The 13,953-nt window shown below is 61.6% G+C and carries 12 protein-coding genes; 1 reads left to right on the top strand and 11 read right to left on the bottom strand.

All coding sequences use genetic code 11. From position 1 onward, the window contains the following. Positions 1-371: 371 nt before the first annotated feature. The 11 genes from ISP15_RS06505 to folE all read right to left on the bottom strand — a co-directional run bounded on the left by ISP15_RS06505 (position 372) and on the right by folE (position 12,943). Positions 372-968: a DUF938 domain-containing protein gene (locus ISP15_RS06505; protein ID WP_404546286.1), complete on the bottom strand. Its 597-nt coding sequence runs from the start codon at positions 966-968 to the stop codon at positions 372-374. Positions 969-1,010: 42 nt separating this feature from the next. Continuing rightward, on the bottom strand, positions 1,011-1,208 hold the full coding sequence (locus ISP15_RS06500) for a hypothetical protein (protein WP_404546285.1): 198 nt from the start codon (positions 1,206-1,208) through the stop codon (positions 1,011-1,013). A gap of 110 nt (positions 1,209-1,318) precedes the next feature. Further along, positions 1,319-1,897 carry a HutD/Ves family protein gene (locus ISP15_RS06495; protein ID WP_404546283.1) on the bottom strand — a complete coding sequence of 193 codons (579 nt, stop codon included), beginning with the start codon at positions 1,895-1,897 and terminating at the stop codon, positions 1,319-1,321. After that, entirely contained in the window at positions 1,894-3,996 is a 2,103-nt protein-coding gene (gene dinG / locus ISP15_RS06490; RefSeq protein WP_404546281.1) for an ATP-dependent DNA helicase DinG, read from the bottom strand. Before dinG ends, ISP15_RS06495 begins: the two co-directional genes overlap by 4 nt. Next, positions 3,986-5,641 (bottom strand): NAD(P)/FAD-dependent oxidoreductase, encoded by a 1,656-nt coding sequence (locus ISP15_RS06485; protein ID WP_404546279.1) that lies wholly within the window; start codon positions 5,639-5,641, stop codon positions 3,986-3,988. The genes dinG and ISP15_RS06485 overlap by 11 nt, the downstream gene beginning before the upstream one ends. A 118-nt stretch (positions 5,642-5,759) precedes the next feature. Beyond that, complete coding sequence (locus ISP15_RS06480; RefSeq protein ID WP_404546277.1) at positions 5,760-6,419, bottom strand: DsbA family oxidoreductase; 660 nt, start codon at positions 6,417-6,419, stop codon at positions 5,760-5,762. A gap of 130 nt (positions 6,420-6,549) precedes the next feature. Continuing rightward, the gene (locus ISP15_RS06475) at positions 6,550-9,351 is read right to left on the bottom strand and encodes a TonB-dependent receptor domain-containing protein (RefSeq protein WP_404546275.1); all 2,802 of its coding nucleotides are present in this window, start codon (positions 9,349-9,351) and stop codon (positions 6,550-6,552) included. 318 nt (positions 9,352-9,669) lie between these two features. Beyond that, positions 9,670-10,176, bottom strand: a complete 507-nt coding sequence (locus ISP15_RS06470; protein WP_404546273.1) for a DUF1993 domain-containing protein — start codon at positions 10,174-10,176, stop codon at positions 9,670-9,672. Then, positions 10,173-11,516, bottom strand: coding sequence for a TCR/Tet family MFS transporter (locus tag ISP15_RS06465; RefSeq protein ID WP_404546271.1), 1,344 nt, complete (start codon positions 11,514-11,516; stop codon positions 10,173-10,175). The genes ISP15_RS06470 and ISP15_RS06465 overlap by 4 nt, the downstream gene beginning before the upstream one ends. Before the next feature lie 498 nt (positions 11,517-12,014). Then, the gene (locus ISP15_RS06460) at positions 12,015-12,341 is read right to left on the bottom strand and encodes an EF-hand domain-containing protein (protein ID WP_404546269.1); all 327 of its coding nucleotides are present in this window, start codon (positions 12,339-12,341) and stop codon (positions 12,015-12,017) included. Next, the gene (folE, locus tag ISP15_RS06455) at positions 12,341-12,943 is read right to left on the bottom strand and encodes a GTP cyclohydrolase I FolE (protein WP_404546267.1); all 603 of its coding nucleotides are present in this window, start codon (positions 12,941-12,943) and stop codon (positions 12,341-12,343) included. Before folE ends, ISP15_RS06460 begins: the two co-directional genes overlap by 1 nt. 127 nt (positions 12,944-13,070) lie before the next feature. Here folE and ISP15_RS06450 point away from each other — a divergent pair, with 127 nt between their 5' ends. After that, entirely contained in the window at positions 13,071-13,889 is an 819-nt protein-coding gene (locus tag ISP15_RS06450; protein ID WP_404546265.1) for a shikimate 5-dehydrogenase, read from the top strand. The last annotated feature ends 64 nt before the right edge of the window (positions 13,890-13,953 follow it).

Genomic DNA, 13,953 nt, shown 5'->3' with positions numbered 1-13,953 from the left:
AGGCGTCCATCCTCATGCGTGGTCACCTCCTGCGCAAGGGCTGCTTGGGCCTGTTCACGCTATTGGCGTGGCCTGCGCCGAGAGCCGTTTGCTCGCCAGGCATGAACCCAAGCTCTTCGCTTCCTCTCCCCTTTTTGGGGAGAGGACTGAGGTGAGGGCCAATCTCGCAGCGATGCAACATCGAAGCATTAGCACGGGCTCTTCGCTTCCTCTCCCCTTCGGGGAGAGGACTGAGGTGAGGGCCAAATCTCGCAACGATGTGGCATTGAAGCGAGATGAACATGCTTGCTTGTGCAAACACGCACAGCCCATCCGTGCCGGTCGCCATCGCTTGGCCGATGCATGTTCCGACGTTCGAAAGGCAGACGCCGCTATCCGCTTCGCCGCCACAGCCGCATGCGATTGTTGGATGGCATCGCGACGTCCTCGACCAGGCCGAATCCGGCGGCAGCTGCAAGCGCATCCACCGCGCCGGCATCGCGAATGCCCATGTGCGCACCGCGCCGCTTCAAGTCGCGATCGAAAGCCGCATTGCTTTCGCTGGTGAAATCACCATTGATGTTGAACGGACCATAGATGGCCATACACGCATCCATGGTCGTGACCGTGGGCAGTTGCGCGAACCAGCGCTCGATTTCAGGCCACGCCATGATGTGCAGGGTGTTTGCGCTGAAGATGGCGTCATAGCGTTCGGACGGCCATACGTCCATTACGTCGAGCTCAAGCGGCGGCGGCGTATTCGGAAGCGCTGCTTCGTCCAGCCACTGACGGATGCCAGGCAAGTAGGCCGCGCGATCCGAACATTGCCAGTCCAGCTGCGGCAGCAAGGCGGCGATATGCACGGCATGCTGGCCGGTGCCGCTGCCGATCTCCAGCAGGCGCCGCCGATCGGCAAGCCATTCGCGCAGGACCGCCGCAATCGGAAGGCGATTGCGGTCAGTGGCTGCCGAATAAGGTTTTCCGGTCACGGCGACGTGCGCGCGATCAAGCGCGCGCGTGGCATGGAGGGTTCACACCGGTCGGCCGCGCAATACTCTCGCCGGCAGCATCAGCATCGCGCCAAGGAACGCGAACGCCGCCGTTACGGTGATCCCGACCAGTCGCAACGGCAGCAACATCAGCCATACGATCGGATAGAACACCAACGCCAGCAATGCGAGCGGCCAGCAGAACACCAGTAACAACAGCCAAAGCAGGAAGCCGACCATGGCGCGTCCCTCATGTTTTTGGAGGTATTGACTGTAGCGCAGCCGGCAGCCCGGGCGTAGATGACCACCGGCACCCGTGGAAAAAGGCACGGCGCAGCGGAGTGTTCCGGTCAGGGAAAAGCAGGGCCCGGCCGCCCGTCCGATTCGACCCGCGCCACGAGCGCCAGGGCGCCCGGCTCGAGGGTGACCCGACCGGTCAGCCGGTCCGGGAGCCATGCATCCCCGGCGTGCAGGCGTCCTTCGGCGGTATCGATAGGTCCGCGTGCGCAGTAAAGCAGTGCCACGGCGTCATCGACCACCTGTCGTCCCGGTTCTTCCCACGTCACCAGCTCGCCGCGGACCGTGCCTCGACGAAGCATCAGGTTGAAATCGCGGGTCGGGCCGCCGTGCAGGTGCGCCGCTACCCGGGCTTCGCCGGGAAACGCGAATGGCGCGAACGGCGTGGTCAGCGCGTGCGCATGCTGGCCGTCCAGCGTCATGGTGAAACCCGCGCCTTCGAGCAGGGCGATATGGCGATCGATGCCGGGAAACGGCGAGAACGGCGCGGCGCTGTCGACCTCGGCCACGCTGACGCGCCATAGAAAATCGTCGATGCCCGCGCCAGCCGGATGGACGGCCAGCTCGCGGGTGCGGCCCATACCGTTCTTCCAGGGCAGGGCCGGACAATCACGCAGGTGGATGATGCTCATGCGGTACGCTCGATCACGCGCTGGAAAGGTGGCAGGGCTTTCAGCATCTGGCTGCCGTATTGGCGTGTGACGACACGGCGATCCAGCAATACGATGCGGCCACGATCCGTCTCGTTGCGGATCAGTCGTCCGCAGTACTGCGTAAGCAGGCGTGTGGCCTCCGGCACGGCGACTTCCAGAAACGGATTGCGCCCGCGCGATTCCAGCCACTCGGCGTAAGTGGCGCCGACCGGATCGGTAGGCACTGCGAACGGCAGTTGCGTGATGACCACGGTCTCGCACAGCTTGCCGGGAAGATCCAGTCCTTCGCCAAACGAAGCGAGCCCGAACAGCGTGCTGCCCTTGCCGGCTTCGATGGCGGCCGTGTGTTCGGCAATCAATTGCGTTTTGCCGAGCGAACCTTGTGCGCGCACCTTGCGTACCTTGTCGATCGGCAGGCGTTGCAGCACGCGCTCGAGTTTCGCGCGCGAGGTAAATAGCACCAGGTTACCCGCATCCCAATCGAGGTGGGTGGCGAGCCAATCAGTAATCTCCTGGGTATGTTGTTCGCGGGCGTCCGGCAACGCGGACAAGGCCGGCACTTCAAGCCGGGCCTGCGTGCCGAGATCGAAAGGCGATGGCAGGCTCACGGTCAGCGCATCGTCCGGCAGACCCACCGCGTCGGCAAAGCCGCGAAAATTACCGCCCGCGCTCAATGTGGCGGAAGTCATCACTGCGGCGCTGGCGTTGTCCCACAGGATATTGCGCAGCAACGCGCCCGCCGAAACCGCCGATGCATGGCAGACCAGCTGCTGGTCATTGGCCAGCGTGACCCATCGCGCAAGCGGCGGCGCATGCTCGGGATCGTCGCTGGACCATGCGCGCCAAGTGCGGGCCTGGCGATCGATGCGTTCCAATGCCATGCCCAGTTCGCGCGACAGTGCTTCCTGCGTCGGGCCGCCTTCGCTCATCTCGGTAACCGTGCGGCGCACCGCGGTGAGCCAGCGCTGGATATCGGTGGTCGCGACGTGCAACAAGGTAGCGTGGTGCACCCAGTTTTCCGGCAACTGCCCCATCGAACCGCGATACATCGGTTCGGTTTCGCCCGGATCGGGCAGCCAGGATTGGCGGATTTCCTTCTCCAGGCCTTCCAGCGCGTCGCTCAGTTCCTGCAGTTTTTCGTCACCGACGTCGAGGGTCAGTTTGCCGATCACTTCCTTGTCGGTCAGCGAATAGGCGGCATGCACTTGCCGGCCAAGCCGGCTGATTTGCCGCACCGCCATGCCCAGCGCCACGTCGGCGGCGCCGCGGTCGATGGTCTTGGCGGGCATGTGATGCGCTTCGTCGAATACGTAGACGGTTTCTTCGGGCTTGGGCAGGAACACGCCGCCCCAGCTGTCCTCGCCGCTGGCAAGCGTGAGGTCGGACAGCACCAGGTCCTGATTGGCGACGATGATGTCCGCATCGGCCACGGCGCGACGTGCGGCGAAGAACGGGCATGCCATGAAATACGCACAACGCCGGCTGGTGCAACCGCCCGCGCTGGTGGTGATCATGATGCGCAGCATGTCGCCGGGCGTTTCCGGCGCGGCATCCATGTCGCCGTTCCATTCGTGGTGGTCGAAAGCCTCCGTGAGCTTGCGCAAAACCAGTTTGTCGCGCTCCGCCGGCGGTTTGCTCCACAGTGCGAGATCGGCATCGAAGCCAAGGCCCATCTGGCCGCCTTCGCCAAGACTGCCGCTGGCCATGCGCAGGTTGCGCGGGCACAAGTAACGGCCACGGCCCTTGGCCAGGGCCACCTTTGCCTCGCCGCCGTTGAGTTTCAGGTAAAGCGGAATATCGCGTTCCACCAGCTGTTCCTGCAATGCCACCGTGGCGGTGGCGATCAGCAGTTTTTTCTTCTGCGCTCGCGCCACTTCCGCGCCGGCGATCAAGTAAGCCATCGACTTGCCGGTGCCGGTAGGCGCTTCGATCACCGCCGCGCCGCCCGGTTGCGCCAGCGCCTTGGCGACCTCGGCAATCATGCGCAACTGCGCCGGCCGCGCGCGAAAGCCGGGCAGGCCTTCTCGCACGCGCGCATAGGCATCGCGGATGCTGTTCTTGAGGGCGTCAGTGAGCATCGATCGCTTGCGGAATGCCGACGATGCTCAAGGCCACGGCTTCGGCGACGCGGATGCCGTCGACACCGGCCGAAAGAATGCCGCCGGCGTAGCCCGCGCCTTCTCCGGCCGGAAACAGGCCGCGCGTGTTGAGGCTTTGGCAATCACTTTCATTGCGACGAACGCGAACCGGCGATGAGGTGCGCGTTTCCACGGCAGTGAAAATGGCATCGGGTCGCGCGTAACCCTTGATCTTGCGATCAAAGGCCGGCATCGCCTCGCGGATCGCTTCGATGGCGTAGCCAGGCAGCGCCTGGGCCAGGTCGGTGAGCCGCACGCCAGGCTGGTAGGAAGGCAGCACCTCGCCGAACGCGGTCGATGCACGGCCGGCCAGGAAATCGCCGAGCAGTTGTCCCGGCGCCTCGTAACTGCCGCCGCCCAGTTCAAACGCGCGGCTTTCCCAATGGCGTTGCAAGGCGATGCCGGCGAGCGGACTGCCGCTGCCGTCATACGGCAAGAAATCGTTGGGATCGATACCCACCACGACAGCGGCGTTCGCATTGCGCTCGTTGCGCGAATATTGGCTCATGCCGTTCGTCACCACGCGCCCGGGTTCGCTGGTCGCGGCCACCACCGTACCGCCCGGACACATGCAGAAACTGTAGACCGAGCGGCCATTGCGGCAATGGTGCACCAGCTTGTAGTCGGCCGCGCCGAGCAGCGGATGGCCCGCTTGCGGACCGAATCGGGCACGGTCGATCATCGATTGCGGATGCTCCACGCGAAAGCCGATCGAGAATGGCTTGGCTTCCAGATATACGCCGCGCCGATGCAACATGTCGAAAGTGTCGCGGGCGCTGTGGCCCAGCGCCAGCACCACGTGATCGGTGCGCAACTGTTCGCCGTTCGCCAGCACCACGCCGCGCACGTGGCGCTCGCCGTCCGCGTCGGTTTCGATCTCGATATCGTCGACGCGATGCTGGAAGCGGATTTCGCCACCGAGCGATTCGATGGTATGGCGCATGTTCTCCACCATCGTCACCAGGCGAAAGGTGCCGATGTGCGGCTTGCTCACATAGATGATTTCTTCCGGCGCGCCCGCCTGCACGAATTCGACGAGTACCTTGCGGCCGTAATGATGCGGATCGGAAATCTGGCTATACAGCTTGCCATCCGAAAACGTACCCGCGCCGCCCTCGCCGAACTGCACGTTCGACTCCGGATGCAGGTTACGCTTGCGCCACAGGTCCCAGGTATCCCTGGTGCGCTCGCGCACCGCCTTGCCACGCTCCAGGATGATCGGCCGAAAACCCATCTGGGCCAGGATCAGCCCCGCGAACAGGCCGCACGGCCCAAGCCCGACCACCACCGGCCGATGTGGCAGCTGCGCGGGCGCCCTGGCGACGAAACGATAATTCGTATCCGGTGTGGGCCGTACATGCGGGTCGTCCGCAAAGCGCTGCAGCAGCCGGGTTTCGTCCGCTACGTCCACATCCAGGGTATAGATGAGCTGGATCGCGCCGCGCTTGCGGGCATCATGGCCGCGCCGGAATACGCTGTAGCCACGGATCGCCTCGGCGCCCACCTTCAGCCGGGCGCGGATGGCCGCCGCCAGCGCCTCTTCGGCGTGGTCCAGCGGGAGCTTGATATCGGTGAGTCGCAGCATGCGGGGCGGAGCGTTACGGGAGGGTGGATTGTCTCACGTCGCCATCCGGCATTCCCCTTTTGCAGCCGACCGGTCCGGGAGCCGGCGCTGGTGCGGCCGTCAGTCGTGTCGACCGGCTTTATTGGCCCTTGCCGGCTTCGGTCGCTATCTGTCGCAAGGTTTGCTCGAACGCCTCCGGCGGCTGTCCGCCCTGGATCAGGTAGCGTTCGTTCACAATCACCGAAGGCACCGCCCGAATGCCGTGTTCCTGGTAAAAACGTTCCTGGGCGCGGACTTCGTCTGCATATCGTCCGCTCTCCAGTACCTGCCGCGCCTGGGAAATATCGAGCCCAGCTTCGCCGGCAACCCGCACCAGCACCGCGTGCGAGGCGATGTTCTCACCTTTGGTGAAATAGGCTTCCAGCAACGCCAGCTTCAATGCGTGCTGCCGCCCTTCCTGCTCGGCCCAATGCAACAGGCGGTGCGCATCGAAGGTGTTATAGATACGGCTGCGCTTGTCCATATTGAAGGTAAACCCGACCTCCAAGCCGCGTTGGCGGATATGGTCCTGGTTCTTTGCCATCTGCTCAGGCGTACTGCCGTACTTGTGCGCCAGATGCTCGGCGACGTCTTCGCCCTGCGGATTCATCTGCGGATTCAGCTCGAAAGGCTGGAAATGCAGCTCGGCCGTCAACTCGCCTTGAAGCTTTCGCAGGGCCTGCTCCAGTGACTTGAGGCCGATGGCGCACCAGGGACAGACGACGTCGGAGACGAAGTCGATTTTGAGGCGATGAGTCATACGCTTGGCACACCATTCAGCACGCGAATAGGCACAACATGAGGGCCCTCTCCAGGCTATCAAGCTCAGTATCCAAAGCACACGGACAAAAGGCCCCGCATCGGTGCGGGGCCCTATGCAGAAGGGAAGGCTATCTCTTAAATTTATAGGTCGCCTCGAGGTACATCGTGCGACCGTAAACGTTGTAGTTGCCGGAGTTATAAGGGCCAGACGTATAGCCTGGATAGCTATCGTCCCTAGGTGGCATCTTGTTGAATAAATTGTTGACCAGGAACGACAGCGTAAGATTGCTTATCGGGTTATACGACACACTTGTGTTGTAAAGCATCCATGGAGCCAATTTGCCTGAGCCTGGAGTGCCGTAGTTGTTAGTCAGCGTAGACAAATAATTTGGCGTACTTCCAAGCCGACTGCCGTAAAGCGTGGCGCTCCATTGATTTAGGTTCCATGTAATGGAGGCGTTCGCCTTTGTTTTGAAATCGGTGCTATACAGCGGGGACCGGAGCAAATCGATGCTTGGATCGCCAGCGTATTGTTGCAGAGTGTGCTTCAAGGTATTGCTGTAAGAGGCGCTGAGGGCGACATTGCCGCCGTCGCCTATACTGAATCCGTAGTTGAATCCCACCACCAGAGCATCGAGGAGTTCATTGGCGACATTGACCTTCGGGGTAAAGATCGATGTGATGTTTCCAAGTGCGTCACGCTTTATTTGGTTCAGCGCGGCAAGGCAGGTAGGAGACTGAATTTCCAGTTGACCAAGTCGGCATAACGACTCTTGCTGCAGAAGTTTCACTGGATCTTGCGGCTCGATTTCGTTCTTGATGCTCCAGTGCAAGATATCTGCGGTCACAGACATGCGCGAAACTGGCGACCAAACCAGGCCGTAACTCCATACTTTGGCAGAGATGGGCTGTAACTGGGGATTGCCTGCCTGCGTGGTAATAAATTGAGCGTTGTTGTATTTGGTTGGACAATTTCCTACTTGGCTTGCGCTAAATCCAAGTTTGGCGCAGTTGTAGTAGTCCGGCGCAAAACTATAGCTACTACTTTCACCCTGGAACTCATCGGACAGCGATGGTGCTTTGAACGCAGAGCCATATTTGGCGCGTAAAAGTAATGTATCGAAAGGGCGGTACTCAAGGGCGACGTTGTAAGTGGGTTTGCTGACGGTGGCATTCGCGACGTTATAAGCATCGTAGCGAACCGAGGCATCCATGGTTAACTGCTCAAGTAACGGAAGTCGCAATTCGGTCGTTGCGGCATACCGTGACCGATGGCCTGCGCCGGAGACCGAAGATGTCCCCCATATATCGCCATTCAACAGGCGAGGGTCGGGTGAGTAGTCCCAGCCTTGGTTGCCGGCCTCCACCAAAAATGCAATGCCCGCATCGCCTCCGGGCATTTGCGTAAGTGACGCATTAGTGACGACTGCTCGAAGCAGGTTGTCCCAGCTCTTGCTGCGTGTATCCGTATAGCCGGTAAAACTACGGAAGTCGGTATTCGATATCGGCGTGTAGAAAGTTTCGTAATTAGGGGCGTAAGTGTCATAACCATTGCCGTAAGGATCCTGGCCCAGGTTGGGTCCGAGCACGTGTTCGGCGAAATAAGCTTCCATAGGGTCTTTGAAGCGTGCAAACGACCGCTCGATAAGCTTGTCATCCGAATGGGTAAGGCTGGCGTCATAGTCCCAGTTTGACGAACCGATGCCACCTTTGGCGCCCAAGGTGAGCATGTAGGTGTTTTCGATCGTCTTGCTCATGATTGAGTTGTAGCCGCCAACTTCCTCCGGAGCAAATGCTCTTTGCGTGTTGACGAAATCATCCAGGTTCGGATCGTAGAAGGCGCCATAGCTGGGCGATGTTCCCCACCAATTCGTGGCCGGACCAGCCGTGAATTTTTCTTGCTGGTAGCTATAGAGAAAGTCCCCATAGAGTTGCATGTTTTCATTGACGTCATATGTGGCGTGCGTGTAACCCTGGGCAGTCCTGGTGTCGTTTGCCAGAGTGCTGTAGCCGGGGGAATAGAACGAACCGCAGAAGTCGCCGCTGTTTACCCGATGGCGCAAACCTTCAGTTCCGCCATATTGGCTAGCTACGCGCGAGCATTGATTTGGATCCAGCATGTAATACCCGTTACTTTCAGCCGTGGCGCTGTAGACCAAATAGTCGCGGCTTGCCGTGGGGGGCGTGGTGCCGTGTTGCACCACAGTCGAGGTCAGGGGGCGATCATAAGCCCAGATTGGCTTGGTGCTTTCCAATTGCAATCCAGCGATGATGTTGAGGCTTCCGGTCTGGAGGCTATCGGCGAAGCTAAGGCGCTTATCCACGCCGCCACCACCAGTGGTCCAGCCATAGCGTGCGTCGATTACTGGAGCATCGAGTTTTTTCTTCAAAATTATATTGACGACGCCGGCAATGGCGTCAGAGCCGTAAAGCGAGGACTGGCCGCCCGGGAGGATGTCGATATGATCGACCATCTCCGTTGGAATGCTGCTTAAGTTGTTGAATGTCTCGCTGCCGTTGTAAAGGCTCGGAAAACTACCCATTGGACGGCCGTCGATCAGGTACTTCACATAACCGACTGGCAAGCCGAACATGCTTAGCGTCTGGGCGCCAGGCGTAAAACTATTGGTGTCTTGTGGTCCCTGGGTACTGCCGCTGGCGAACGAGGATTGTTGAAGTGCGTCAGCAACCGTGGAAAACCCATTGGCTTTCATTTGTGCAGCGGTGATCGTGGTAGTTGGTGTTGCCGTTTCAATCTGCGCTTGCGGGATGAGCGAGCCGGTGACCGTTACCGTTGCGAGTTTTTTTGTCGGCCCTGTCTCTTCTTTCGTTGGGTTGTCCTGCGCAAACGCACTCGTGCATCCCAACGCCGCCGCGCATGCCAGCGCCAGCACCCTGTATCCCTGGTGCCCGTGCTTCCCTGTCTTCATGAAGTATCTCCCTGGTGTCGTGAGTGTCTTGGGGGTATCGCCAAAATCGGGCAATACGAATCCGTCGAGCTGCTTTTGGGCAACTCGTAGTGCAATGAAAGGTGATCCCGCTAGAGCTTCCGAAATAAAGCGTGAGCAACCGTGAGGCTCACAATTAATACCTGTAAAGCGAGTAAGGCAATCAGATTGGCCTTAAAGTCTTTCGGGGGGATTGGGGCGGAACGCCAGGGGCGCGCACGGAACACTTCGGATGCGTGCTTGGGCAAAAAAAAGGCGCGGACTGCGCCGCGCCTTTCGCTCACATCGCGAGGGATATGCTCAGGGCTTACCGATAAAATCCGACTTGCCGATGTTCGCGCCAGCCACCCGCAGGATGTTGTAGGCCGTGGCGCAGTGGAAGAACAGGTTCGGGATGACAAAGTGCAACAGGTAAGCCTGACCTTCGAAATGCAGGTCGCCGTTGCGCGTTTTCAGTTCGATCGCGCGCGTCTCGCTGCCGTCGAGCTGCTCGGCCTTGAAGCTCTTGATGTAGTCGATGGCGCGGTCGAGGCGGGCGTGCAGTTCCTCGAACGAGGTTTCATTGTCCTCGAACTTCAAAGGTTCCACGCCGGCCAGGCGGGCGGTCCCGTTCTTGGCCATGTCGGTGGCGATCTGCACTTGCTTGACCAGCGGCAGCATGTCCGGGATCAAGCGCGTCTGCAGCATCACGGACGCTTCAACGCTCTTTTCGCTGGCATGCTTTTCGCCGAGTTTCAGCACGTGTTGCAGGTTGCTCAGCGCGCGGACGAAGACGGGTACGGAGGCGTGGTACATCGAGAGGCTCATGGGGATGACTCCGGTTGATCGGTGGGGTGAGATTGGTGGTCAACGAGATCGGCCATCGGCGAAAACTCGCCGGGTTGCGAGGGCGCTGGATTTTTCGCAGGGCGCGCCGCGCGCACGTGGCGGATGGCATAGCCGGCAAGCACCGTGGCGGCGGCCAGCAGCAGTGCGGCCAATACAAAGGCGATGCCGGGCAGGTGTGCCGGGGCGTGATCGCTGATGAAAAGCGCGAACAGATTGGCGAACAGCGCCGGCCCAAAGATGCCGGCCAGGCTGGCCAGGCTGGTGAGCGCGCCCTGCAGGCGGCCTTGCTCGTGTGGATCAACCTGTTGCGTCATCAGGGCCTGCGCGGGCGGTCCGGCCAGGCCACCGAGGCAGAGGAACGGAATGCCCAGCAGGAACAGCCAGCCTGCCGATGACAGGCCGAAGAACAGATAGCCGACCACGCAGATCGGCAGGCCGATCATGATGAGCTTGCGTTCGCCCAGCTTCGGCATCAGCCTGCGAACCAGCACGGCCTGCACCAGTCCGCTGCAAAGGCCAACCAGGCCCAGCGTGTAGCCCACGATCTGCGGGCCCCAGCCGAAGCGATAATCGGTGTAAAGGACGTAGGTGGAGTTCAGCGAGAACTGCGCCAGGTTGATCAGGAAGAACACGGCGGCCAGCGCGAATACCTGCGGATAGCGGCGCAGCAGCACCAGCGCGCCGAACGGATTGGCATGGCGCCAGTCGAAACGCTGGGTACGGCGCTCCGGCGGCAGCGATTCGGGCAATACAAAGAAGCCGTAGCAGAAATTCAGCAGCGAAAGCACCGCCGCGACCCAGAACGGCAGGCGGATGCTGAGATGGCCCAGGAAGCCCCCCAGCGCCGGACCCACGATAAAGCCGATGGCGAACGCGGCGCCCATCATGCCGAAGGCCGCGGCGCGCTTTTCCTTGGGCACGATGTCGGCGATGTAAGCGTTGGCGGTGGAGAAGCTGGCCGCGCAAATGCCCGATACGATGCGGCCTGCGAATAGCAGCCACAGCGCCGGGGTCATCGCCATCACGATGAAATCGATGCCCAGGCCGAAACTCGAAATCAGGATTACCGTGCGCCGGCCGAAGCGGTCCGACAGCGTGCCCTGCACCGGCGAGAACACGAACTGCATCAGCATGTAGACCGTGCCGAACGCGCTCGACCATACCGCGGCCCGCGCAATGCTGCCGCCGATCAGGCTCACGATCAGGTGCGGCAACACGGGAATGATGATGCCGAAGGCCAGCATGTCCAGCATCACCGTGACGAAGATGAAGGCAAATGCGGCCGTGCTGCGGGGCTTGGTGGGCTGGGCGGAATCCATGCTGAAGGCGCGGCTAGATGGCGGCTGGGACCAAAGTGTCAACGATAGCGGATGCCGCCCGGGTTGGCATGAGCATAACGTCGCGGGGCAACTACTTTTCCAGTCTGGATCGAGGCGGGGCAAGTCATGAACGCTGCGCATTCCTTCTTTTCCTCTACGGGGAGAGGATCGAGGTGAGGGTGGTCTTGCGATGAGCTTGCATCGAAGCGGGTCTGCGACGTGGGTCTGTCGCGAGGTTGGCCCCTCACCCAACCCTCTCCCCGGAGGGAAGAGGGCTAAGTTCGGCTAGGTGGTGAGCGATGCGCATTTCTTCCTCTCCCCTGCGGGGAGAGGATCGAGGTGAGGGGGCGGTCTTGCGATGAGCTTGCATCGAAGCAGGTTTGCGATGTGGATCTGTCGCGAGCTTGCCTTTCGCCCAACTCTCTCTCTCCGCAGAGAAGAAGTCCCAGTCAGGGGCGGCCAAGCTCACGCGCAGTGCCGCGCAGGCGACGGCCGGCATCAGCGCGGTGGCTGCATCAATTCCTGGGGGCTGAGGTAGCCATCGTGGTTGCGGTCGAGCTTATGGAACTCGCGGCGCAGATTGTCCTGCCAGGTTTGCAGGGTTATCGGCCTGCCGCGTCCGCCGGGTAGTTCGTCCGTTTCCAGCGTGCCGTCATGGTTGCGGTCCAGGCGATAGAACCCCTGGCTCATGTAGGCCACGTATTCGGCTTCGCTGATGCGGCCGTCGCCGTTGCGGTCCATGTTCTGGAACAGGCCCGTGGTCGAGGTTTGCGCAAGCGCGGCACCGGGCAGCGAAAGCAGCAGCGCGACCGTGGGCAGGCGCATCAGCGGCGGCCGCCGTGGATGCCGATGAAGTCCAGGAACTCGGCGCGGGTCCGCGCGTCGTCGCGGAAAGCGCCGAGCATCTGGCTGGTGATCATGGATACGCCCCGCTTGTGCACGCCGCGGGTGGTCATGCATTCATGGCTGGCGTCTACCACCACTGCCACGCCGGCAGGGTGGAGGTTTTCCTGGATGCAGCGGGCGATTTCCGCGGTCATTTTTTCCTGTACCTGGAAGCGGCGCGCGTAGGCATCCACCACGCGGGCCAGCTTGCTGATGCCGACCACGCGGCTGGTCGGCAGGTAACCCACGTGGGCGCGGCCGATGATCGGCGCCATGTGGTGTTCGCAATGGCTTTCGAATTCGATATCGCGCAGCACGACCATTTCGTCGTAGCCGGCCACTTCCTCGAAGGTGCGGCGCAAGTATTCACCCGGATCGATCTGGTAGCCGCTGAACCAGTCGCGGTAGGCCTTGACCACGCGCCTGGGGGTATCGAGCAACCCTTCGCGCCGCGGGTCTTCGCCGGCCCAGCGCAGCAGGGTACGCACCGCCTCTTCGGCTTGCTCGCTGGTAACGTCGGTGGGCTGGTGCTGTTCGCTCATGCGGCTTCCTTGGTGCTGACTTAAGGCTTGCAAGTCTTGCAAGTGTAGCGCCCGCGTCAAGATGGTAGGGTCGCGGGCCTGGGCTGGCGCCAACGCCGGCCTTTCGTCAGCGCCGCGAGCCACGCCTATGTCCCGAGCCATCAACCGCGATACCCAGTTGTGCATGTCCCTGTCCGGCCGTCCGGGCAACTTCGGCACGCGCTTCCAGAATTTTCTTTACGAAGCGCTGGACCTCGATTATGTCTACAAGGCCTTTACCACCCAAGATCTGCCGGCGGCGATCGGCGGCATCCGCGCGTTGGGCATCCGTGGTTGCGCTGTCTCGATGCCGTTCAAGGAAGCCTGCCTGCCGCTGGTCGACGTGATCGATGCGTCGGCGCAGGCAATCGCATCGGTCAATACCATCGTCAATGACGGCGGCCGTTTGCATGCATACAACACCGATTACATCGCGGTCCGCACGTTGATCGAGCAGCATCGGCTATCGCCGCAGATGCGTGTCGCGTTGCGAGGCAGCGGCGGCATGGCCAAGGCGGTGGCGTGTGCGTTCCGCGATGCGGGTTTCGGGCACGGACATATCGTGGCGCGTAACGAAACGGCGGGTCGTGGACTTGCCGCGGCGTGTGGGTTTTCCTGGCAAGCCGACATGTCCGGCTTGCAGGCCCAGCTGTTGGTCAACGTGACGCCGCTGGGCATGGAAGGCGCCGAGGCGGAACGGCTGGCTTTCGACCGCGCCGAGGTGCAGCGCGCCGAGGTCGTGTTCGACGTGGTGGCGCTGCCGCCCGAGACGCCTTTGATCCAATTGGCGCGCACCTTGGCCAAGCCCGTGATCACGGGCGCGGAAGTGATCGTGCTGCAGGCCGTGGAGCAGTTCGTGCTGTATACCGGCGTGCGTCCAGACGACGGTCTGATCGCACGCGCGGCCGCGCACGCATTCGGGCGCTAAGGCTGCGGATCGCTTCATGACGCATCGCGTGCCAGGCCCGAACGCATGACGTGTTCGGGCCTGC

This window comes from Dyella jejuensis (genome assembly GCF_044904675.1).
Taxonomy (GTDB): domain Bacteria; phylum Pseudomonadota; class Gammaproteobacteria; order Xanthomonadales; family Rhodanobacteraceae; genus Dyella_B; species Dyella_B jejuensis.
The sequence above is the reverse complement of the archived record's forward strand: the minus strand, read 5'-3'. Positions and strand labels throughout refer to the sequence as shown.